This is a genomic window from Pseudomonas songnenensis (assembly GCF_003696315.1).
GTDB classification, from domain to species: Bacteria; Pseudomonadota; Gammaproteobacteria; order Pseudomonadales; family Pseudomonadaceae; genus Stutzerimonas; species Stutzerimonas songnenensis.
Genome location: NZ_RFFN01000002.1, coordinates 459,276 through 481,582, shown reverse-complemented (window position 1 = coordinate 481,582; position 22,307 = coordinate 459,276). Strand labels below are relative to the sequence as shown.

The following is a 22,307-nucleotide window of genomic DNA, read 5'->3' as shown; positions in this document are numbered from 1 at the left end:
TTTTTGCTCGACCACTGAAGAACCTTGCTTCACCACATAAGGCAGTCGCCCATGCGTCAACCCGATATCGAGATCTACCTCAGGGATGCCAGCCAGCAAGCGGTTGGCGAATGGCTGGCCCAGGCCATCGGTCCGTGCTCGGACTGGCAGCAGAAAGGCCAGACCTTCAAGTGCAGCGCGGCCGGGATTCCGGTGACCTGGCTGCCCAAGGCGGTGGGCAAATGGCACTGCCTGCTGCTGGAAAGCGACGCCACGCCCTGGGAGGACGATCTCGCTTGCGCCCGCGCCGCTCACGCCGCCCTGAGCGTGGAAATCCGTTGCGCGCCAGGCGGCTGGCAGGAAGAGGAAGCCGTTGAAGTGGCCGACCGCTGGATCCGCATCAGCGATGACGGCGAAGAGGAGATCGTCTGGCACACGGGCTGACCGCCAGCGCTCTTCATCGCTTACCGGTGGCGGGCTGAAATTATTGCCGCGTCAAAAACAAAGCCCGTCTCTTGGACGGGCTTTGTCATTGCGCAACCGAGGTCAGACGCCTGCGACGTCTTCGGCCTGCAGGCCCTTCTGGCCCTGAGTCACCGAAAACTCCACCTGCTGCCCTTCGGCCAGCGAGCGGTGGCCGTCGCCACGGATGGCGCGGTAATGCACGAACACGTCGGCGCCATTACCCCGCTGAATGAATCCGTAGCCTTTTGCATCGTTGAACCATTTGACGGTTCCTGTCTCGCGCTCAGCCATTACCACTTCTCCAACTCGCTTTTTGTTATTCCTCGGAAGAGGGGTCGACGACCGCGCCCAGTGCAGTGGCTTCGGCGCAAATGCGACTCGAACGCAGCCGTTGCCGGAGTATAAAACAACAAATTTGGCTGTCAGCCTCTTTTTTCCACGGCCATTCCTACCCCTGTGCCTGTCCCGATCAGCGCCGGGACAGGCGCTTGGATCAGGCGCTCCGCCTGCGGCGCCACAGCCACAACGCCAGCACGCCCAGCGTCAGCACCAATGGCACCAGCGCGATGTTGGCGAACTTGAGCGTACGCCCCAGCGCTTCGATATCGGCGTTGAGCTGGTAGCGCACCTCGCGCAGCTCTTTGCGGATACGCACCTTTTCCTGCATGAACTGGCGCAACGCCTGCTCCTGCTCAGCGGTCAATTCCAACGCCTGCTCCGGGTCTGGGCTCTGCAGCTCGGCAAGCTTCTGTTCGGTGTCGGCCAGGCGTTGCTGCAGGACCTCTTCCTTCTCGCGGAAGCGGTTCTCGGCCTGACGCTGCAAGGCTTCCACGACCACGAATGGCCGAGTGAAGCGGCCGCGCGAACGCACGCTGATCAGTGCATCGGTGCCAGATAGATTATCCAGCGCGTTGATCACGAACGCCCCGTTGTCGGCCCAGGGCTGCGGGATGCGCTGACCGAAGAAGTCCTGCACCTGCACCCACATCCGGTCGCTCAGCATGTCGGTGTCGGCCACCGCGATGACGTTGATGTTCTGGCTTTCCTGAATGCCTTTCTCCCGACCCTCTATTCCATTCGGGAACGCGGTCTTCGCCGGCCCCTGGATGCGTGCCGCCAGGGTGTAACGCTCGCCGGTCGGCTCAAGACCGAGCAGCAGGGTTTCCGGGTTGTCCAGCGTGGCGAAGCGCTCGGCCTCGACCGGCATGCTGTACTCGGAACTGCTGAACAGCGGCGTGAAACGCGTCGTCGCATCTTCCAGCGGCTCGAGAATGCCGGCACTGGCCACGGTGATGTTCTCCAGCGCCGCGGTAGTCACGTCATCCTGGTCCAGCGCGCTGCGCGGCAGGCTCAACCAGCCCGCGTGGCGCACCGGACGGCGCTCCGCGCCCATGCCCACCGACATGGCATAGGCCCCGTCGGCCAATGCGCGCTGCGGCACCATGCGCACGCCCCAGGCCTTGAGCAGCGGCTCTAGATCCGAGGCACGCTCCTCGCCGAACTCACCCGGGCCGATGCCCATGCCGGGGTCCGCTTCGCTGTGCGGATCGAGGAACACCAGCAGCTTGCCACCACGCAGGACGAACTGGTCGATGGCGAACAGCGTCTGCTCCGGCAGATCCTTCGGATGAATCAGCAGCAGCACCGACACATTGGTCGGAATCATGTCCACGTCACGGCGCAGGCTTTCGATATGGAACAGCTGGCGGACTTCCTCCAGCACCATCCACGGCGGCGTCGCCTGTTGCGTGCGCATGTCGAAGCCACCGGTCAGCTGCAGGCCGGAAAGCACACCCACCACCGGCAGTTCACCGGCTGCCAGGCTCTGCACCAGGCGGCTGATTTCGTATTCGAGGAACTCTTCCTGATCCAGCGGGAAGAATGGAATGATCTGCGTGCCGCCCTCGGCGTTGGTTCCAGCCAGACCGAAGTAGACCTTGTCGCCGCCCTGGTTGAGCGGTACCGCCTGCAGGCCGAACTCGGCGGCGCGGTCTTCTTCCTCGGAGAACGGCTGCGGATCGATCACGTGCAGCTTGAGCTTGCCGCCAGAGGCGCGCTGATAGGCACGCAGCATCTCCTCGACCCGACGCGCGTAGTTGCGCAGCGCGACCAGGTCCTTGGCGGTCTCGTCCGAATAGAAGAAGTGCAGTTCGATGGGCGTCTGCAGGCCATCGAGAATGCGCTCGGTCCCCTCGGAGATGGTGTAGAGCTTCTGCTCGGTCAGATCGAGCCGGGCATTGGTCAGGAGCGTGCCGGAAAGACCATTGAACGCCAGGAAGGCCAGCGCGATAAGCAGCAGCCCGGCACCGGAATAGATGAGTCGTTTCATGTCTGTTCCCTCAGGCGGCTTTCTTCAGATCGACGACCACCGCAGTGGCCGCCAGCCAGGCGACGATCAGCGTGACGAAATACAGCAGGTCACGCAGGTCGATCACACCCTTGCTGATGGAATCGAAACGGATCAGAAAGCTAAGCGAAGCCACCGCATCGATCAGCCACTGCGGCGCCCAGGCCAGCGCATCGAGCACCATCGGCAGACCGCTGACGATGAACAGGAAGCACACCGCCACCGAGAGGATGAAGGCGATCACCTGATTCTTCGCCAACGCCGACATGCAGGAGCCGATGGCCAGAAAGGCACCGGCCAGCAGCCAGCTGCCGAGATAGCCGGCGACGATCACGCCATTGTCCGGCTCACCCAGGTAGTTGACGGTGATGACCATCGGGAACGTCAGCAGCAGCGCGATCCCGGCAAAAACCCAGGCGGCGAGGAACTTGCCGGCGACCGCCTCGAAACGGGTGATCGGCAGTGTCATCAGCAGCTCGATGGAACCGGACTTGCGCTCCTCAGCCCACAGGCGCATGGCGATAGCGGGTACCAGGAACAGGTAGAGCCAGGTATGAAAGCTGAAGAAGGGCGTCAGGTCCGCCTGGCCGCGCTCGTAGAAACCGCCCAGGTAGAAGGTGAATACCCCGGAGAGCACCAGGAAGATCACGATGAACACATAGGCGAGCGGCGTGGCGAAATAGCTGCCCAGCTCGCGCTTGAAGATGACCGGCAACTGGCTCATAGCGCTTCCCCTCGCGTCAGGTTACGGAACACCTCATCCAGCCGGCCGCGCTCGACGTCCAGCTCCTTCACCACCCAGCCCTGCTGGGTGATCAGCGCATTGACCTGCGGGAAGATCACCTGCCCCGGCTGCGCCAGCACCGTCAGGCTGTGCTCCCGCTCGTTACGCTCGACCCCGGCGACACCCGGCAGCGCGGCCAGGGCAACGTCGTCCAGCGGAGCGTCGCTGACCAGCGTGACCGCCTGGTGATATCTGGAACGGCTTTCCAGCTCCAACGGCGTGCCGTCGGCCACCAGCCTGCCGTGGGCGATCACCACCGCGCGGGTGCACACCGCGCTGACCTCTTCGAGAATGTGCGTGGAGATGATGACGATCTTGTCCTGCGCCAGGCCTTGAATCAGCTGCCGCACCTGGTGCTTCTGATTCGGATCGAGGCCATCGGTGGGCTCGTCGAGAATCAGCACCTTGGGGTCATGCAGGATCGCCTGGGCCAGGCCGACGCGACGCTTGAAGCCCTTGGACAGCGTCTCGATGGACTGCCCCAGCACGTTCTCCAGCTCCACCTGGGCAACCGCGGCTTCGACCCGCTGGCGCTTGTCCGCACCGCGAAAGCCGCGGATTTCAGCGATGAACTCGAGAAAGCCGCGCACTGTCATGTCGCCGTAGCAGGGCGCGCCTTCGGGCAGATAACCGATCTGCCGCTGGGCCTGCAGGGTCTGGGTGCGGATGTCGTGGCCGAGAATGCTCGCCGTGCCGGATGTCGGCGCGAGAAAGCCGGTCAGCATCTTCATCGTGGTGGATTTGCCCGCGCCATTCGGGCCGAGAAAACCCAGCACCTCGCCACGCTGGACCTGGAACGACAGGTCGTCTACCGCGGTGTGCCGGGCAAAACGCTTGGTCAGGTTGCTTATTTCGATCATGGACTCTCACCAGTGCGCTGAAGGCCCGGCGCGCCGCCCGTGCGACACGGCCCAGACCCTGCAAAAATGCCGGCGGAACTATAAGAACAGCCACACGACGAATGCAACCGCGCATCTGGGAATAAGGCTCGCGGTTTCGCCACGCGCGACTGTCCGCCCGCCGAACGTGGATGAACGCCTTCCCACAGCCTATGCTTGGGCGCCGCCGCTCCAGGAGCCAACACCGGTTGCCCGCCATGCCCTACCTGTTTCTGTCGACCTTGCTACTCGCCCTCTCAGGCATCGCGCAGGCGGAAGATGCCGAGATCGCCCACCTGTTCGGCAAGGCTGGCGTTGAAGGGACGCTGGTGATCGAGTCGGCCGCCACCGGCCAGCGCTACGTGCACAACGAAGCCCGCGCGAAGCAGCCATTCACCGCCGCATCCACCTTCAAGGTGCTGAACACACTGATCGCGCTGGAGGAAGGTGCCATCGCCGGGGCGGACGAGGTCATTGCCTGGGACGGCACCCATTACGAGATCGAAGACTGGAACCGCGACCAGACCTTGAAGAGCGCGTTCAAGGTCAGTTGCGTCTGGTGCTATCAGTGGCTGGCGCGCCGGGTCGGTGCACAAGCCTATCCGTCACACGTCCGCCAGGCGGACTACGGAGAACTGCGCGAGCCCTTCAACGACACCGAGTTCTGGCTGGATGGCTCGCTGATCGTCAGTGCCGAACAGCAGGTCGCGTTTCTCCGACGCGTCGTCGAGCGCAGCCTGCCGTATCGTGCAGGCAGCTACGACACCCTCAGGGCCATCATGCAGGTCGACAGCACGCCGGCTTATCGCCTGTATGCCAAGACCGGCTGGGCTACCCGCAGCACACCGGGTATCGGCTGGTATGTCGGCTACGTCGAGCTCGAGGAGAATATCTGGCTGTTCGCCTTGAACATTGATACCCGCGGCGCCACGGACCTGCCGCTGCGCCAGCAGATCGTCCTGGAGGCACTACGTGCCAAAGCGCTTCTTCCGCCACTCTGAGGCCGGCAGGCCCATTTGATTGCTGCGGGCATCACCGCATCTCGCCTACCGCAAAGGCACTACACTATGGCAATAGGCCTGCATGCCGCAGCTGCGCTGTGACAATCGCGTCATCCCATGCCACCGAGTTGGAGTACCGTCATGAACAGATCGCTTCTGGCTGTGCTGGCGCTGGGATCCATGCTCGGCGGTTGTGGCTCGACCCATCTCTATCCCAATGATGTACCGCCCAACTCGCTACGGCTGGTTCAGGTCGTGGACGTCGCAAACGGCGCCGCGTTGGCCCGAGACAAGGTCTTCCTTGCCGAGCTCGAGCGAACCGGCATACCCCGCAGCGATATCCGCGACGGCACCATCATCATCGGGCGAGTCTATTGCTGTGGCGGCACTGCCGAGCATCCAACGCGCCAGTACGCCTTCGTACCCGCCTCGCTCGCCATCGATCCTCTCGATATCGTTGAAGTACGCGCCGGCATCCCGCCGTCGAGTGGCAACCGCGCAACAGCCAACCGGGTGACCCGCATCGTTCAGAAGCACGATGCACCGACCAAGCAGTGCGGCTGGGTTCCGCCAGATCCAGGGCTATGGATGCGTGTGCTGTATTGCGAATGGATGATGGAACAGGGCTGGATTGAGCAGACAGGCTGGAATCACACCTGGCTGAAGCCCAACGACTGACCTGTCATGATTGAAGGCCTCGTAGCACGCCTGCGTCAGTGGGTCACGTTTCGGAACCACTCGTTTGGCAGCCTCTATACTGACGGGACGGTGCGGATCTTGACCTGTGATCCGCGATTCATCTCACCAACGAGCCTCATCTCATGAACAGAACAGTTCTTATCACCCTGGCCGCCGCCACGATTGCGGTCGCCACGGCTAGCCATGCGCAAGGCCCTGGGCAGGAAGGCAAAGGCAAGAATCGTTACGAGCAGAGCGAGCCAGCTGGCAAGGGACAGGCGGAGAAGTCCAAGGCGAACGAACGACGTGAAACGCTCCAGCAAAAGGAGCGGGAAACTGTTCAGCAACGCGATCGCGCGCGCGAGCACCAGCCAGACGGCAAAGGTCTGCAGAAACAGCAGGACAAGAAACAGGGCCAGGTCCAGAAAGAACTGGAGCGAGGTTCGGAGCAGGGACAGGAATCACGCGAAGAACGACGCAAATGGTGGCGATTCTGGGGCAACGAATGATCGATGTGCCTGCGGCATCGCGATCCGAGCCTCGCCAGCTGAGCTGAACACCGCCGAACGGTTTGTTGGTGGCCAAACTAGCCTGGCGGCGCTCCCGTTGCTGCTTTTGCGGTGCGGTTCTGCTTGCGGCACACTTGCCGCCTTCGAGGGCACCGTCCCTTCCCAAGCCGAAGTTGCCGCATGACCCGCTCCCCCATTCGCCGTCTGATCTTCTCCCTGCTGCGCCGCGTTCTGTATTTCTGGGTGCGTTCGGAAACCATCAACCAGTCCGCCTTCACCCTCAAGCTGGACCGCAGCAAGCCGGTGTTCTATGTGCTGCAGCAATCCTCGCTGAGCGACCTCGCCGTGCTTGACGTCGAATGCACCAAGGCCGGGCTGCCGCGCCCGGTGGCTGATGTGGCGGTGGGCGAGCATGTGGAGCCGGCCGCTTTCTTCTTTCTGAACCCGGCGGCAAGCTGGTTCGGCCGGCGCACACGTCTGGTGGCTCCGCCTGCGCTGGTGCGCCTGGTCGGTGCGCTGGAGCACAACGTGGTGGAGAACGCGCAGATCATCCCGGTCAGCGTGTTCTGGGGGCAGTCGCCGAATCGTGAAACCAGCGCCTGGAAACTGCTGTTCGCCGACAGCTGGGCGGTCACCGGGCGCCTGCGCAAACTGCTCAGCATTCTGGTGCTGGGGCGCAAAACCCGCGTGCAGTTTTCGCCGCCGATCCAGCTCAACGAGCTGATCGCTCTGAACAAGGGTCACGAGCGCACCCTGCGCATGGTGCACCGCATGCTGCGCGTGCATTTCCGCAACCAGAAGACCGCGGTGATCGGACCCGACCTGTCACACCGACGCAATCTGGTGAAGGGCCTGGTCCATGCGCCACAGGTACGTCAGGCGATTCGCGATGAGGCCGAACGCGAGAACATATCCATCGAGAAGGCCGAAGCCAGAGCGCTGCGCTACGGAAACGAGATCGCCTCCGACTACGCCTATACGGCCGTGCGCTTCCTGGAAGTGGTGCTGTCGTGGTTCTGGAACAAGATCTACGACGGCATCCGCGTCAACCATATCGAGCCTTTGCAGGAAGCCGTGCGGGGCTACGAGGTGATCTACGTACCCTGCCATCGCAGTCATATCGATTACCTGTTGCTGTCCTACCTGCTGTTCCGCAACGGCCTGACGCCGCCGCACATCGCCGCGGGCATCAATCTCAACATGCCGGTGATCGGCAGCCTGCTGCGCCGCGGCGGCGCTTTCTTCATGCGCCGCTCGTTCAAGGGCAACCCGCTGTATACCTCGGTGTTCAACGAATACCTGCACACCCTGTTCAGCCGCGGTTTCCCCGTCGAGTACTTCGTCGAAGGCGGGCGTTCGCGTACCGGCCGCATGCTGCAACCCAAGACCGGCATGCTGGCGCTGACCCTGCGCAGCTACCTGCGCTCGTCGCGCCTGCCGATCCTCTTCGTGCCGGTGTACATCGGCTACGAACGGGTGCTGGAAGGCCGCACCTACCTGGGCGAACTGCGCGGCGCAGCGAAGAAGAAGGAGTCGATTTTCGACATCTTCAAGGTCATCGGCGCACTCAAGCAGCGTTTCGGCCAGGTCTGGGTCAACTTCGGCGAGCCGCTCAAGCTCAACGAATTCCTCGAACATGAGCAACCCGGCTGGCGCCAGCAGAGCCACACGCCGGACTTCCGCCCCGAATGGCTGAACGACACGACCAATCGCCTGGCCGAGCGCATCGCCCAGCGCCTGAACGAGGCGGCGGCGGTCAATCCGGTCAACCTGGTGGCGCTGGCGATGCTCTCCACCAGCCGTCAGGCGCTGGACCAGCAGTCCCTGGCGCGCATTCTCGATCTCTACCAGACCCTTCTGCGCGCGGTGCCCTACTCGCCGCGCACCACGTTGCCGGAAGGCGACGGCAATGCGCTGATCGCCTACGTGAAGAGCCTCAATCTGCTCGCTGAACAGAAGGACGCGCTGGGCAACATCCTCTATCTGGACGAGCAGAACGCTGTCCTGATGACCTACTACCGCAACAACGTGATGCATATCTTCGCGTTGCCGGCGCTGCTGGCGAGCTTCTTCCAGAGCAGCTCGCGCATCAGCCGCGAGCAGATCCAGCGCTTCACCGAGGCGCTGTATCCGTATCTGCGTGCCGAGTTGTTCATCCGCTGGGAGGTCGAAGAGCTCGAAGCGGTGGTCGACCAGTGGCTGGCTGCGTTCGTCGAACAGGGCCTGCTCAAGGTGGACGGCAACCACTATGTGCGCCCGGCGCCAAGTTCGCGGCAGTTCGTGCTGCTCACCCTGCTGGCGCGAGTGGTCATGCAGACCCTGCAGCGCTTCTACATGGCGACCTCCCTGCTGCTCAACAGCGGGCAGAACAGCCTAACCGCCGAGGAACTGGAAACCCTTTGCACCGTCATGGCCCAGCGCCTGTCGATCCTGCATGGGCTCAACGCACCGGAGTTCTTCGACAAGACGCTGTTCCGTCATTTCATCCAGAGCATGCGCGAGCAGGGCGTGGTCAGCCCGGACGAGAACGGCCGGCTCGGCTACCACGAAAAGCTCGCCGAACTTGCCGAGGGCGCGGCCAAGCGCGTACTGCCGGCCGAGATTCGCCTGTCGATCCGCCAGGTGGCACTGGAGCGTCATCAGGACGAAAGCGAGCCGGCGCCACCCGCAACCGGGGCCTGAGGCTGCCAGATCATCGCCAGCTCCGAATGGCCGGTGTGATCGTCCAGTTGCTCGCCGGCAACCTGGAAACCGTGGCGAAGGTAGAAGGCGATGCTGGCCTCGTTGGCAGCGTAGACCGTCAGGCTCAGCCGTTCGCGCTGGCGCTTGGCGTGCTCGAGCAGCGCCGAGCCGATGCCACAGCCCTGCTCCGTTGGCGCCACGAAGATCGCGGCCAGGATGTCGTCGACTAGCGAAACGAAACCGACGACCGTTCCGTCCCGCTCGTGAACCCAGGTCTGCGCAGCGGGCAGATACAGGTTGCGCATATCATCCAGCCGCGCCTCCCAGAAGCTGCGCGCGACGAAATCATGGGCACCGCTGGATGCCTCGAGCCAGATGTCCAGAACGGTTTCCAGATCAGCGGGGCGACACGGGCGAATCATGCGAAGAATCTCCAGACAAAGAAGCGCGGGACCGTAACCCATCATCGTCAGGATGTCGCGCTGCCCGTAATCCACTAGCATCAACGAACGAAGCCAACCGGCGCTCGTCGCCAGGCTCACGCCCATCCGCCCAGCAAGGTAAACGCCATGTATCGCATCACCACCCTCGTCGCCGGCCTGCTCCTGTCCGCCGGCGCCTTCGCCCTGTCCCTCGCCGACCTGACCCAGAGCGACGCCAGCGCGGGCCTGAAGGATGCCTTGAGCCAGGGCACCAAGGTTGCCGTGCAGCAGCTCGGCCGGCCCGGCGGCTTCAGCAGCGACCCGAACGTGCGCATCGAGCTGCCGGGCAACATCGGCAAGGCTTCGCGGATGCTGAAAATGCTCGGCATGGGCGCGCAGGTCGAACAGCTGGAGAACAGCATGAACCTCGCCGCCGAAAAGGCCGTGCCGCAGGCCCAGCAATTGCTGCTGGATGCGGTGCGCAAGATGACCGTACAGGACGCCAAGGCGATTCTCGCCGGCGGCGACGATTCGGCTACCCAGTACCTGAACAAGTCCAGCCGCGAGCAGATTCGCGCGAAGTTCCTGCCCATCGTCAAGCAGGCCACCGACCAGGTCGGCCTGGCGCAGCAGTACAACGCCGTGGCGGCGAAGGTCCCGGCCGGGCTGAACGGCAGCTACGCCAATATCGAAAGTTATGTGACCGAACAGGCACTCGACGGACTGTTCACGGTCATCGCCGAGCAGGAAGCGGGCATCCGCAAGAATCCTGCTGCGGCCGCCACCAGCCTGGCGAAGAAAGTTTTCGGCGCGCTCTGACAGTTACTCCCAAACCGCATTTGGCACAGGCCGCGACTCAGCGTGGCCCCATGATCTCTTCCAGGGCGTCCGGGCGTGGCGCGCCCTGATGCTGCTGCAGGCGGCCGCTGTCGTCGAGGTAGAAGATCGCCGGGGTTGCCTGGGCGCCAAGTTCGCCCATCAGCATCAGGTTGGCGGTGAGCTGTTCTTCCAGCTCCGCAGGGATCTTCTCCAGCGCCTTGAGCTTGCTCGCCTTGCCGGCCGCCTCGTGCTCATTGAGTGCTGCCTGAGGATCCTTGGCACTGAGCAGCGCGGCGGATTTGCCAGCACTGTCGGCGCGCAGCATGCCGACCATGATGTGCCGCAACTGCACCTTGCCGGACTCGACCCAGGGCCGTGCCTGCTTCCAGAACATGTTGCAGTAGGGGCAGTTCGGGTCACTGAACATGTAGACGATGCGCGGCGCCTCGGGCTTGCCATCGGCGATCCAGGCGCTGCTCTCCATGCGGGTCCACATTTCCTTGCCCAGCGGTTCATAGACCAGTTTTTCCAGTTGGCCACGGGTCAGGTCCTCACCGTTTGCATCGAGCAGGCTACCGATCAGCACGTGCTCGCCATCCGGGGTGAGATACAGCGCCATGCCCTGCCCGTTGTAACGCGCGGCATAGCCCTTGAGCCCACCCGGTGCATCGAAGCTGCCGACGACCTCGGCGCCACGGGACTCGACGGCCTTGATCGCCTGCGGCAATTCCTCGGCCTGGGCCATGGGCAGGGCCAGCAGGCTGACGCCAGCCAGCAGGTAGGGTAACGGCTTGAATCGAATCACGGCGCAGCTTCCTCTTTCAGTTTTTCCAGCGCGCGCGCCAGGCTGGCGTGCGAGAGTTCGCCGAGGTGGCTGCTGACCTGGCGGCCATCGGCGTTGTAGAACAGCGTGGTCGGCAGCGCCGTGGAGCCGACGTGCTGGCCGAGCCGGCCGCCGCTGTCGAGCAGCACGTTTTCCAGAGTCAGCCCAGCCTTTTCCAGAAAGCGGTTGATCTCCCCTTCCCCCTCGCCCTGATTGACGAAGAGAAACAGCGTGTCGCTTTCCCGCGCCTGCGCATCGGCCAGCACCGGCATTTCGCGCCGGCACGGCGGACACCAGGTCGCCCAGAGATTGATCACCAGCGGCTGGCCGGAATAGTCCTCAAGCGCCACCGGACGGCCCTGGTTGTCGCGCAGAGCCATTTCCGGCAACCGCGTGCCTTGCTCGAAGGAATGCCAGGCCAGATTGCCGAAGCCCCAACTGAGGATTCCCACCGTCAGCGCGATGCCCAATGGCTTGCGCATCTCACCGTCACGCCAGCCCCACCAGATGCCCAGCGCCAGTGCCGCGACCAGCCCCGGCCAGGCAATGAAGCCGCCGTCGCGGATATCGATGACGCTCAGCCAGTCGTCTCGGTAGTACGTCCAGTACATCGCGACGAAGGCCAGGCGTGCCACCAGCAGCGCCACCAGCAGCAGGCGAAACAGTTGCCGCTCCGGATTGCGCTCGCTGCGGCGGCCGACCCACCAGCCAGTCAGAGTGGCCAGCAGCAGGCTGCCCAGCAAGATCACATGAGGCACCGCCAGTGCCAACGGCCCGATATTCACAGTCAGCATCAACCTCGCTCCCGGGTTTGGTTCCAGTTCTTCAGAAAGCCTTCGGCACCGACTTCACCGGTAATGCGGCGTTCGCGTCGCTCCAGGCCGTCCGGACCGATCCACAACAACGTCGGCGGGCCGAGCACCTGATAGCGGCCAAGCAGCTCGCGACTGGCCGTATCGCTGCGGGTCACGTCCGGGCGCAGCACCCGCACATCCTCAAGACTCGCCTGCACCTGGGCATTGCCGAAGACTTCTTTCTCCATGACCTTACAGGAGACGCACCAGTCGGCGTAGTAATCGATCAGCACCCACTGGCCCTGCGCCTTGGCGGCTGCCAGTTCACGATCAAGTACGGCCGGATCGCTGAAGCCGAGCGCGTGAGCCTCGACGGAGATGGCACCTGCTGCACCGCCGGCATAGATCGCCAGCGGCCGGCGTGGATCATCCGCGCCGCCGGCGGCACCCAGCAGCATCGCCGCCCCCCATAGCCCCAGCAGAACGCCGCCGGCCTGACAGAGCACGCGCTGGCGTTGCACTGCCTGCGCCACATGCAGCAAGGCGGTCGCGAGTACCACCAGCAGCGCCCCCCACAGGCCCAGCCACAGCCAGTCGGCCAGCAACGGGCGCGCCACGAACAGCGCGGCCGCAAGGAAGAGAAAGCCGAACAGCACCTTCACCCGGTCCATCCAGGCGCCCGGCTTGGGCACAAAGCGCTGGCCAACGGTCACCAGCAACAGCAGCGGCGTGCCGATGCCCAGGCCCAGCGCGAACAGCACCAGGCCACCCTGCAGCGCGCTGCTGCTCTGCGCGATGAACAGCAGCGCGGCCGCCAGTGGCGCGGTCATACAGGGGCCGACCAGCAGGCCGGAGAGAATACCCAGCGCACCGGCACCGGCCAGACTGCCACCGCGCTGCTGGCGTCCGGCACGCTCCAGACGGTCACGCAATGCTGCCGGCAACTGCAGCTCGAACAAACCGAACATCGGCAGCGCCAGCAGCACGAACAGCACGGCAAAGCTCGCCAGCAACCAGGGTTGCTGCAGCGCGGCCTGCAGGTTGGCGCCGAGCAGCGCCGCCAGCACACCGAGCCCGGCGTAGACCAGCGCCATGCTGACCACGTAGGTCGAGGCCAGGGCGATCCCGCGGCGTGATGTGGCGCCACTGCCCACGACGATGCCCGCCAGGATCGGCAGCATCGGCAGCGAACAGGGGGTGAAGGCCAGCAACAACCCGAGGCCGAAGAACACCAGCAGGCTCCAGGCCAGTGCCTGGTTTTCGAGGCCGCTGACCAGCGCCTGATCTTGGGCCTGCCCGGAGGCTGTCGAGGCGGAGCCGTCACCGCTCAGCGAAACTTCACGGGTCTGCGGCGGATAGCACAGCCCGGCATCGGCGCAGCCCTGCCAGCCGAGGCGCACGTTGTTCTCCACGCCCGCCGGGATCAGCAATTCGAGGCTGTCGCGGTAGATCTGCGAGTCGCCAAAGAACTCGTCGCTGTAGGGCTCACCCTCGGGCAGCGGCGGCTGGCGCTCTGGCGGCAGGCCATCGAACTGCAGGCGCTGCTGATAAAGGTAATAGCCCGGCGCGATCCGCCAGTGCAGCAGCGTGGCGCCATTGTCCTGCGAACTGACGGTCAGCGCGAACGCCTCTTCCACCGGCAGGAAATCCTGCTGTGCAGAACCACCGAACAGGCCACCGGCCGGCAAGGCCAGCCCCGGCAGGAGCAGCAGGATCATCAGCGTCAACGCGCGCATCGGGCACCTTCTGTGTGGAACGATTGCCGCGCAGCATGCCGATGCGGGATTAACGCGCCATTAACGCGACAGCACGTGCTGCATAACGCTGCCTTAATCGTTAAGGTCGACTATTGAGCTTTGCCACCGGACCCCTGTCATGCACGTGCTGCTTGCCGAAGACGACGCGCTGATCGCCAGCGGCATCGTCGCCGGACTCAATGCCCAGGGCCTGACCGTCGACCATGCCACTACGGCCGCCAATGCCGAAGCGATGCTGCGCGCCGCCAATTTCGATGTGCTCATCCTCGACCTCGGCCTGTCCGACGAAGATGGCATCACCCTGTTGCGACGCCTGCGCCAACAGGGCATGGAGCTGCCGGTGCTGGTACTCACCGCACGCGACGCGGTCAGTGATCGGGTCACCGGCTTGCAGGCAGGTGCCGATGACTACCTGCTAAAGCCCTTCGACCTGCGCGAGCTGGCCGCACGCCTGCACACGCTGATGCGGCGCATGGCCGGGCGCAGCGTCAATATCATCGAGCACGGCCGGCTCAGCTACGACCCAGGCCGTTGTGAGGTGCGCCTGGACGACCGGCTGGTGGATCTGTCGCGCCGCGAACAGGCCCTCTTGCAGGCGCTGCTCAACAATCAGGGCCGAGTGCTCAGCAGCGAGCAGCTCAAGGACGCCGTTTACGGCTTCGCCGACGACGTCGAGAGCAACGCGCTGAACGTGCATATCCACCACCTGCGGCGCAAGCTTGGCAGCGGCATCGTCGAAACCGTGCGCGGGCTCGGCTATCGCCTCGGCCCCGCCGGCGACGAGGACGCGCCATGAGTCTGCGCCTGCGCCTGACGCTGATGCTCGGCTCGGCCTTCGTGCTGCTCTGGGCGCTGGCCGCGACCTGGATGCTGCTGGACCTGCGCAGCCAGATGATGCTCTCGCTCGACCAGCGCCTGGCAGCCTCGGCACGCATGGTTGCCGGCCTGCTGGTGCAGCTGCCGCAACCGCTGCCCGGTGACAGCCCGGCGCAACGCCTGAGCGCCGAGCAACTGGGCATCCCCAACGGTCTGGCCTGCCAGGTCAGCTCGCTGCGTGGCGAGGTGCTCGCGCGCAGCCACAGTGCACCCGATCAGCAGCTGGATGCGGAGGGGACCGGCTTTCGTGACCAGCTGATCGACGGCATCCCCTGGCGCAGCTTCACTCTGGTGCAGGGCGAGCTGCGCATCACCACGGCCGATCGCCTTGACGAGCGTGCCGCGCTCAAGCGTTCGGTGTTGCTGGCCGCGGCGCTGCCGGTGGCGGTTGCCCTGCTCGGCAGCCTCGGCCTTCTATGGCTCGGCCTCGGCCGCGGGCTGGCGCCGTTGCGGCGGATTCGCGAGGCACTGACCCGGCGCGGCGCGGACTCCCTGGAACCACTGCCGCTCGACGGCTTGCCAGCGGAATTGCTGCCGTTGGTGCAGACGCAGAATCAGCTGTTCCAACGCATCAGCGATGCCATCGAGCGCGAGCGCCGACTGACCGGGGATGCCGCCCATGAACTGCGCAGCCCGCTGACAGCAATCAAGACCCACCTTCAGGTGGCGCGCATGACCGAAGGCGCCGCCGCCGAACAGGCACTGGCGAACGCCGAGGCCGGCGCCGATCGCCTGCAGCGCACACTGGAACAGCTGCTGTTGCTGGCGCGGGTGGAAGGCAGTCTGGATTTCGACGATGGCCTGCAGTGCTCGGCTGCTGACGTCGTGCGGCTGGCGATTCAGGACGCCAGTGGCGGTGACGGCGCACCAATCCTGTTGCAGATCCCGGCGGAATTACCCGACACGCCGCTGGCCATGCCGCCAGTGCTGGCCATCGCCGCGCTGCGCAACCTGCTGGAGAATGCCCAGCGCCACACCGCGCCGGGCAGCGCCGTCACGCTGACCTTGCATCCTGAAACCGAGCGAGTGCGCTTCGAAGTACGCGACCAGGGCCCGGGCATCGCCGCCGAGCATCTCGAGCACCTGACCCGGCGCTTCTGGCGACACGCCGCCAGCAGCGGCAGCGGCCTGGGCCTGGCCATCGTCCAGGCGATCGCGCAGCGCTGCGATTGCACCCTCGCCTTCGACAATCAGGCCGACGGTCTGCGCGTATCGCTGACGGTGCCGTTGCAGCGCTAAGCACGCGCTTAGCCAGGGAATTCCAGGCGGAACGTCGTCCAGCCCTGCTCGGAACTGCAGTGGATACGGCCTTGATGAGCCTGAACGATCGAACGGGTGATCGCCAGCCCTAGGCCGGCATTGCTTGGACTGCCTTCACGGCGCGCGGGGTCGACCCGGTAGAAGCGGTCGAACAATCGCTCCAGATGCTCGGGCGCGATGGTCGCGCCGGGATTGCTTACCTCAAGCTTCACCTGGCCAGCGCCGCGCTCGATGGCCACCCGGATCCGCTCGCCGTCGGGGGTGTAGCGCAGCGCATTGGACAGCAGGTTCGATAGCGCCCGGCGCAGCATCAGCAGATCGCCCTGAATCGTGCCGGCACCAGACAGCTCGAAGCGAACCCCGCGTTCGTCAGCCGAGAGCTGGTAGTAGTCCAGCAACTGCGCGCACAACGCCTCCAGCGCGACGGGTTTGGCATCCGGCACGATCAGCCCGTTATCCGCCTTGGCCAGAAACAGCATGTCGTCGATCATCCGCGACATGCGCTGCAGCTCCTCCAGATTCGAATGCAGGTTGTCCTGGTACTGATCCAGCGTACGCGCGCGGGTCAGCGCCACCTCGGTGTGGGTCATCAGGTTGCTCAGCGGTGTGCGCAGCTCGTGGGCGATGTCGGCGGAGAAGTTCGACAACCGCACGAAGGCGTCCTCCAGCCGCGCCAGCATGGCGTTGAAGGCCTGCACCAGCTGCTGCAGTTCCGCCGGCGTCGACTCGTCGGGGATGCGCTCGCGCAGCGACTTGGCCGATACCGAAGCCGCCACCTGGGTCACCTCGCGCAACGGTCGCAAGCCGCTGCGCACCAGCAGCCAGCCGAGCAGCCCGCTGAGCAGCGCACAAAGCACCAGTGCCGCCCACAGCCAGCCGCTGAAGGTGTGAAAGAAGGCCTTGTGCGCGGTGACATCGAGCAGGATCAGCAAGGTCAGGCGCTGCGCGCCGATCGCGACATGCCCGGCCTCACCGCGCCAGACGCGCCCGTCCAGTTCCAGCTCACCTTGCTGCTGAGCGATCAGCCCGAGCAGAAGCGGCGCTGCTTCTTGCAGCTCCGCTTGCGGAAACAGCTGCCCCCCCGTCCCATCGAAGACGAAGCCACGCATCTCGCTATGCCCGCCGAGCAGCGCCTGCAGCTGTGGGCGAACGCGCTCGAAGTTCTGCAGGTCATCAAGCTCGCCGAGCAGGCGTCGGCTTGCCTCGAGCTTTTCGTGCAGCGTGTGACGGTCCAGTTCGTCGAAGTGGTGCTCGCTGAGCTGGCTGAAGAAATAACCGGCCGCCGCCAGCACGCCGGTCACCGCGAGCATGAACATCAGGCTCAGCCTTGCGGTCAGCGACAGCCGCTTCATGGCGCGTCCGGCTCGTCGAGCATGTAACCCATGCCCCGTGCGGTATGGATCAGTTTCGGCTCGAAGCCGTCGTCGATCTTTGCCCGCAAGCGGCGGATCGCCACCTCGATGACGTTGGTATCACTGTCGAAATTCATGTCCCACACCTGAGAGGCGATCAGCGACTTGGGCAGCACCTCGCCGCGCCGGCGCAGCAGCAATTCCAGCAGGGCGAACTCCTTGGCGGTCAGGTCGATACGCTGGCCAGCGCGCACCGCGCGGCGCTTGAGCAGATCGACTTCCAGATCGGCGACTTTCAGCTGCGTCTGCAGGGCTGCCGCATTGCCGCGCCGGAGCAAGGTGCGCACGCGCGCCAGCAGCTCGGAAAAGGCGAACGGCTTGACCAGATAGTCGTCGGCGCCAAGCTCCAGGCCTTTCACGCGATCTTCGACACGATCACGCGCGGTCAGAAACAGCACCGGCACCTCGTTGCCGGACGCCCGCACCAGGCGCAGCACTTCCCAGCCATCCAGGCCGGGCATCATCACGTCGAGAATCAGCAGGTCATAAGGCGCACTCAGCACATGCTGCAGCGCGTCGGTGCCGCTGGTGACGCGGTCGACGGTGAAGCCGGCCTCGCTCAGGCCCTGCTGTAGATACATGCCGGTTTTCGGTTCGTCTTCGGCGACCAGCAATTTCATGGCGGCGAGTTCCTTCAGTGGCGACAGCGCAAGTGTGGCAGCGCCAGCTGCCGGGACGCCACGAAGCTGACAAAAAAGTAATCTTCCCATCAGCCTCTTGTCAGCCCGCCGACGTTAGCTTGGTACTCAGAAAAATGAGGCTTGACCTTGCCATCGCGTCAAGGTCGAGCATCAGGTCAGCTTCATTGAACTGGCCAACCGAGGATCACCCAATGACCAGCATCGAAATCAAGGTTTCCGGCATGACCTGCGGGGCATGCGTCAGGCATGTCACCGCTGCACTGCAACCCTTGGCTGGCGTCGAGCGAGTCGAGGCAGACCTGGCCGCAGGGCTAGCCCGGATAGACGGCACGGCCGATAGCGCCATGCTCATCGCAACCCTCGACAAAGCCGGTTACCCTGCCCAAATCGCCACCGGCTCGCCTGCCCCGGCGGCGCGCAAAACAGGATGCGGCTGCGGCTGCAACTGAACATCGCTCTGGAGAAACCCATGAAACCTTACCTCACCGCACTCGCCGCCCTGCTGATGTCCGGCATGGCCCATGCCGCGGACGTCATTGATGTGCACCGCGATGCCAACTGCGGCTGCTGCAAGGACTGGATCACGTACCTTGAGGCGAACGGCTTCGAAGTGCGCGATCACGTCGAAACCAACATGTCGGCGGTCAAGCAGAAGCTGGGCGTCGCACCGCGCCTGGGCTCGTGCCACACCGGCGTGATCGGCGGCAAGTTCATCGAGGGCCACGTGCCGGTCGCAGCGATTCATGAGCTGCAGAAGCGTGATGATCTGGCCGGCGTTGCCGTACCGGGCATGCCTGCGGGCTCCCCAGGCATGGATTACGGTCAGCCGCACCAGCAGTATCAGGTGATCGGCCTGACCACCAAGGGCAAGGATCTGGTACTCGGCGATTACCTCGGCGCGCAGCCGGTTCGCTAAGGCGCGCTGCACATCCAGGCGGTGCCAAAACCGCCCGGCATCGGTATTGAGCACGGCCAGCCCGGTTGCGGCTGGCCACGCTGCTAGCTGACAAAATCGTAATTTTCGCTTCAGGTCGCTGACAGATGCGTCGCGCTATGGTGCTTGCCATAGCGTTGCAGCGTCGCGCCTGCGCGGCGCGCCAAACCAACAATTCGATCAACCAACAGGACCAGCATGCAATTGATCAGCTCTAGGCGCACCTTCGTCAAAAGCCTGGCCGCCGGCGGTGCCTTCGCCGGCCTCGGGCTCTGGCGCCAGCCCGTCTGGGCGCTCACCAGCCCTGGCCAACCGACGGTGCTCAGCGGCAGCGAATTCGACCTGACCATCGACGCCATGACCGTGGATTTCACCGGCAAACGCCGCACCGCCATGGCCATCAACGGCAGCATTCCCGGCCCGCTGCTGCGCTGGCGCGAAGGCGACACCGTGACCCTGCGTGTGCGCAACCGCCTGCCGCAGGACACCTCGATCCACTGGCACGGCATCCTGCTGCCCGCCAACATGGACGGCGTGCCCGGCTTCAGCTTCGCCGGCATCGCCCCGGACGGCATGTACGAGTACCGCTTCAAGGTGATCCAGAGCGGCACCTACTGGTACCACAGCCATTCGGGCTTTCAGGAACAGCTCGGCGTCTACGGCCCGCTGATCATCGATCCGAAGGAGCCGGATCCTTTCAGCTACGAACGCGATTATGTGGTGTTCCTCTCCGACTGGACCGACGAAAGCCCCGCGCGCGTGCTGGCCAAGCTGAAGAAGCAGGCCGACTACTACAACCAGGGCCGCCGCACCGTGGGCGATTTCATCAACGATGTCGCCGACAAGGGCTGGCGCGAAACCTTCAGTGACCGCTGGGCCTGGGCGAAAATGAACATGTCGCCGACCGATCTGGCCGATATCAGCGGCGCCACCTACACCTACCTGCTCAATGGTCAGGCGCCGGACGGCAACTGGACCGGGCTGTTCCAGCCGGGCGAGCGCATCCGCCTGCGACTGATCAACGGCTCGGCGATGAGTTATTTCGACTTTCGCATCCCCGGCCTCAAGCTCACCGTGGTCGCCGCCGACGGCCAGAACGTCGAGCCGGTGCAGGTCGACGAGGTGCGTCTGGCGGTGGCGGAAACCATCGACGTGATCGTCGAGCCAGATGGCAGCCAGGACGCCTACACCCTGTTCGCCCAAGCCATGGACCGCAGCGGCTACGCACGCGGCACCCTGGCGGTGCGCGAAGGATTGTCTGCCGCGGTGCCCCGGCCCGACCCGCGCCCCGAACTGACCATGGATGACATGGGCCATGGCGATCACTCCGCTCATGGCCAGGCCGCAGCGGCACCCGCGCAGGGTCACGACGCCCATGCCGGGCATGGCGCGATGGACCACGGCCAGATGAACCACGCCGCCATGGGGCACGGCAGCGCTGCCGGCTCCGGGATGCAGGCGCACCCGGCCAGCGAGACAAATAATCCGCTGGTGGACATGCAGACCATGATGCCGGTGCCCAAGCTGGATGACCCGGGCATCGGCCTGCGCGACAACGGTCGGCGCGTACTGACCTACGCCGACCTGCGCAGCACCTTCCCCGATCCGGACGGCCGCGAACCGTCGCGCACCATCGAGCTGCACCTGACCGGCCACATGGAGCGCTTTTCCTGGTCGTTCGACGGCATTCCCTTCGCCGACGCCGAGCCGATCCGCCTCAAGTACGGCGAGCGGGTGCGCTTCGTGCTGGTCAACGACACCATGATGCACCACCCCATCCACCTGCACGGGCTGTGGAGCGATCTGGAAGACGAGAACGGCAATTTCCTGGTGCGCAAGCACACCATCGACATGCCGCCGGGCTCGAAACGCAGCTACCGGGTCAGCGCCGACGCCCTCGGCCGCTGGGCCTACCATTGCCACATGCTGATGCACATGGACCTCGGAATGTTCCGTGAAGTCCGCGTAGAAGAATGACGGAGAACCCCATGAAAACGATCCAGCGCACCGCCCTGCTCGCCTTCGGCCTGGCTGCAATGTTCAGCCTCAACGCTGCCTACGCGCAGGAAAGCGAACACGACGGCCATCATCCCGAAAACGCCCCGGCCGAACAGGCCGCACCGCAAGGTGGAGCCCAGGGCGGCATGATGCAGGGCATGGATCACGACAAGATGATGCAGATGCACAAGGAGCACATGGGCGACGGCAAGATGATGGACCACGGCAGCATGGGCAACGGGCAGATGAACAAGGACGTGCCCAAGGATGCCGAACAGGGCAAGTCGCATGATCATTAAGCCGTTGCCCATTGCCGTCGCGCTGAGCCTGATCGCCACCGCAAGCCAGGCGCAGCAGGGCATGGACCACTCCGGTCACGCCGGCCACGCCGCGCCCGCAGACCACGGGCAGATGAACCACCGGAGCGGGGACCATGGCCAGATGGACCACGGGGCCATGGATCACGGCAGCATGGGTCATGGCTCCATGGCGCATCCGCCTGCCACCGGTATTGCGCCAGGCCAGGAACCGCGCTCGCCGGTGCCGACGATCAGCGATGCCGATCGCGCCGCCGCCTTCCCGGACCTGGCGCCGCATCACATGCACCAGGGCGGGACCCACTTCCTCTTCCTCGCCGACCAGCTGGAATGGCAGGACGCCGAGGAAGGCAGCGCGCTGGCCTGGGATATCTCCGGCTGGGTCGGTGGCGACGTCGACCGTCTGGCGTTCCGCTCCGAGGGCGAACGGACCAACGGCCACACCGAGGAAGCCGAACTGCAGCTGCTCTGGAGCCACGCCATCGGCCCCTGGTGGGAAACCGTCGCCGGTGTGCGCCAGGACTTCAAGCCCGGTTCCCCGCAGACTTGGGCCGCCTTCGGCGTGCAGGGCATGCCACTGTTCGGCCTGGAAACCGAAGCCACGGCGTTCCTCGGCGAGGGCGGCCAGACCGCGCTGCGCCTGGAGGCCGAATACGACATCCTGCTGACCCAGCGCTGGGTGCTGCAACCGACCGCGGAAGTCAATCTGCACGGGCGCAACGACGAGGCCCGCGGCGTCGGTTCCGGCTTCAGCGATGCCGGCGTCGGCCTGCGCCTGCGCTATGAGATCAGCCGGCAGTTTGCTCCCTACATCGGCGTGACCTGGAGCCGTGCCTACGGCAATACCGCCGACATGCTGCGTGCCGATGACGAAGATGTCAGCGACACCCGCCTGGTAGCCGGCATCCGCTTCTGGTTCTGAGTACCCTGA

General features: G+C 64.8%; 23 protein-coding genes. 13 read left to right on the top strand and 10 right to left on the bottom strand.

All coding sequences use genetic code 11. From position 1 onward, the window contains the following. Positions 1–51 precede the first annotated feature (51 nt). Positions 52–423, top strand: a complete 372-nt coding sequence (locus EA798_RS06680) for a hypothetical protein (protein WP_122098454.1) — start codon at positions 52–54, stop codon at positions 421–423. 102 nt (positions 424–525) lie between these two features. Here the strand turns inward: EA798_RS06680 and EA798_RS06675 are convergent, their stop codons facing one another. The 4 genes from EA798_RS06675 to EA798_RS06660 form a co-directional block, all read right to left on the bottom strand. Continuing rightward, complete coding sequence (locus EA798_RS06675; RefSeq protein ID WP_003283763.1) at positions 526–735, bottom strand: cold-shock protein; 210 nt, start codon at positions 733–735, stop codon at positions 526–528. Between the two features lie 202 nt (positions 736–937). After that, positions 938–2,773: a GldG family protein gene (locus EA798_RS06670; protein ID WP_122098453.1), complete on the bottom strand. Its 1,836-nt coding sequence runs from the start codon at positions 2,771–2,773 to the stop codon at positions 938–940. A gap of 10 nt (positions 2,774–2,783) precedes the next feature. Next, positions 2,784–3,515: an ABC transporter permease subunit gene (locus EA798_RS06665; RefSeq protein ID WP_013983311.1), complete on the bottom strand. Its 732-nt coding sequence runs from the start codon at positions 3,513–3,515 to the stop codon at positions 2,784–2,786. Continuing rightward, a complete protein-coding gene (locus tag EA798_RS06660) occupies positions 3,512–4,435 on the bottom strand; it encodes an ABC transporter ATP-binding protein (protein ID WP_122098452.1) in 924 nt (307 codons plus the stop codon). The genes EA798_RS06665 and EA798_RS06660 overlap by 4 nt, the downstream gene beginning before the upstream one ends. Before the next feature lie 236 nt (positions 4,436–4,671). On the opposite strand from EA798_RS06660, the gene blaOXA reads away from it, so the two are divergent. The 4 genes from blaOXA (at position 4,672) to plsB (ending at position 9,323) form a co-directional block, all read left to right on the top strand. Continuing rightward, a complete protein-coding gene (blaOXA, locus tag EA798_RS06655) occupies positions 4,672–5,454 on the top strand; it encodes a class D beta-lactamase (RefSeq protein WP_122098451.1) in 783 nt (260 codons plus the stop codon). A gap of 141 nt (positions 5,455–5,595) precedes the next feature. Then, entirely contained in the window at positions 5,596–6,132 is a 537-nt protein-coding gene (locus EA798_RS06650) for a hypothetical protein (protein ID WP_106158218.1), read from the top strand. Positions 6,133–6,275: 143 nt separating this feature from the next. Next, positions 6,276–6,641 carry a hypothetical protein gene (locus tag EA798_RS06645; protein WP_106158217.1) on the top strand — a complete coding sequence of 122 codons (366 nt, stop codon included), beginning with the start codon at positions 6,276–6,278 and terminating at the stop codon, positions 6,639–6,641. 180 nt (positions 6,642–6,821) lie between these two features. Continuing rightward, positions 6,822–9,323: a glycerol-3-phosphate 1-O-acyltransferase PlsB gene (gene plsB / locus EA798_RS06640; protein WP_122098450.1), complete on the top strand. Its 2,502-nt coding sequence runs from the start codon at positions 6,822–6,824 to the stop codon at positions 9,321–9,323. Here plsB and EA798_RS06635 read toward each other — a convergent pair. After that, a complete protein-coding gene (locus EA798_RS06635) occupies positions 9,281–9,745 on the bottom strand; it encodes an N-acetyltransferase (RefSeq protein WP_122098673.1) in 465 nt (154 codons plus the stop codon). The genes plsB and EA798_RS06635 overlap by 43 nt on opposite strands. Positions 9,746–9,892: 147 nt before the next feature. Between EA798_RS06635 and EA798_RS06630 the strand changes: the two genes are divergently transcribed. Next, positions 9,893–10,564: a DUF4197 domain-containing protein gene (locus tag EA798_RS06630; protein ID WP_106158215.1), complete on the top strand. Its 672-nt coding sequence runs from the start codon at positions 9,893–9,895 to the stop codon at positions 10,562–10,564. Between the two features lie 37 nt (positions 10,565–10,601). On the opposite strand, the gene dsbG is transcribed toward EA798_RS06630, so the two are convergent. The 3 genes from dsbG to dsbD are packed head-to-tail and all read right to left on the bottom strand — an operon-like array spanning position 10,602 to position 13,917. Further along, a complete protein-coding gene (gene dsbG / locus EA798_RS06625) occupies positions 10,602–11,369 on the bottom strand; it encodes a thiol:disulfide interchange protein DsbG (RefSeq protein WP_122098449.1) in 768 nt (255 codons plus the stop codon). After that, complete coding sequence (locus tag EA798_RS06620) at positions 11,366–12,181, bottom strand: TlpA family protein disulfide reductase (RefSeq protein WP_122098448.1); 816 nt, start codon at positions 12,179–12,181, stop codon at positions 11,366–11,368. Before EA798_RS06620 ends, dsbG begins: the two co-directional genes overlap by 4 nt. Beyond that, positions 12,181–13,917, bottom strand: a complete 1,737-nt coding sequence (gene dsbD, locus EA798_RS06615; protein ID WP_122098447.1) for a protein-disulfide reductase DsbD — start codon at positions 13,915–13,917, stop codon at positions 12,181–12,183. Before dsbD ends, EA798_RS06620 begins: the two co-directional genes overlap by 1 nt. 139 nt (positions 13,918–14,056) lie before the next feature. On the opposite strand from dsbD, the gene EA798_RS06610 reads away from it, so the two are divergent. After that, a complete protein-coding gene (locus tag EA798_RS06610; RefSeq protein WP_122098446.1) occupies positions 14,057–14,734 on the top strand; it encodes a response regulator in 678 nt (225 codons plus the stop codon). After that, positions 14,731–16,053: a sensor histidine kinase gene (locus EA798_RS06605; RefSeq protein ID WP_122098445.1), complete on the top strand. Its 1,323-nt coding sequence runs from the start codon at positions 14,731–14,733 to the stop codon at positions 16,051–16,053. Before EA798_RS06610 ends, EA798_RS06605 begins: the two co-directional genes overlap by 4 nt. Before the next feature lie 8 nt (positions 16,054–16,061). Here the strand turns inward: EA798_RS06605 and EA798_RS06600 are convergent, their stop codons facing one another. Together EA798_RS06600 and EA798_RS06595 are read right to left on the bottom strand one after the other, a co-directional pair. Next, positions 16,062–17,426, bottom strand: a complete 1,365-nt coding sequence (locus EA798_RS06600; RefSeq protein WP_122098444.1) for a heavy metal sensor histidine kinase — start codon at positions 17,424–17,426, stop codon at positions 16,062–16,064. Further along, entirely contained in the window at positions 17,423–18,106 is a 684-nt protein-coding gene (locus EA798_RS06595) for a heavy metal response regulator transcription factor (protein ID WP_122098443.1), read from the bottom strand. Before EA798_RS06595 ends, EA798_RS06600 begins: the two co-directional genes overlap by 4 nt. A 212-nt stretch (positions 18,107–18,318) precedes the next feature. Between EA798_RS06595 and EA798_RS06590 the strand changes: the two genes are divergently transcribed. From EA798_RS06590 to EA798_RS06570, 5 genes are all read left to right on the top strand, one after another. After that, complete coding sequence (locus EA798_RS06590) at positions 18,319–18,576, top strand: heavy-metal-associated domain-containing protein (RefSeq protein ID WP_122098442.1); 258 nt, start codon at positions 18,319–18,321, stop codon at positions 18,574–18,576. A gap of 20 nt (positions 18,577–18,596) precedes the next feature. Beyond that, complete coding sequence (locus EA798_RS06585; protein WP_036991719.1) at positions 18,597–19,043, top strand: DUF411 domain-containing protein; 447 nt, start codon at positions 18,597–18,599, stop codon at positions 19,041–19,043. 216 nt (positions 19,044–19,259) lie between these two features. Further along, positions 19,260–21,038, top strand: a complete 1,779-nt coding sequence (locus EA798_RS06580; RefSeq protein WP_122098441.1) for a copper resistance system multicopper oxidase — start codon at positions 19,260–19,262, stop codon at positions 21,036–21,038. Between the two features lie 11 nt (positions 21,039–21,049). Next, entirely contained in the window at positions 21,050–21,358 is a 309-nt protein-coding gene (locus EA798_RS06575) for a hypothetical protein (RefSeq protein ID WP_122098440.1), read from the top strand. Then, complete coding sequence (locus EA798_RS06570; protein ID WP_122098439.1) at positions 21,348–22,298, top strand: copper resistance protein B; 951 nt, start codon at positions 21,348–21,350, stop codon at positions 22,296–22,298. Before EA798_RS06575 ends, EA798_RS06570 begins: the two co-directional genes overlap by 11 nt. Positions 22,299–22,307 lie beyond the last annotated feature (9 nt).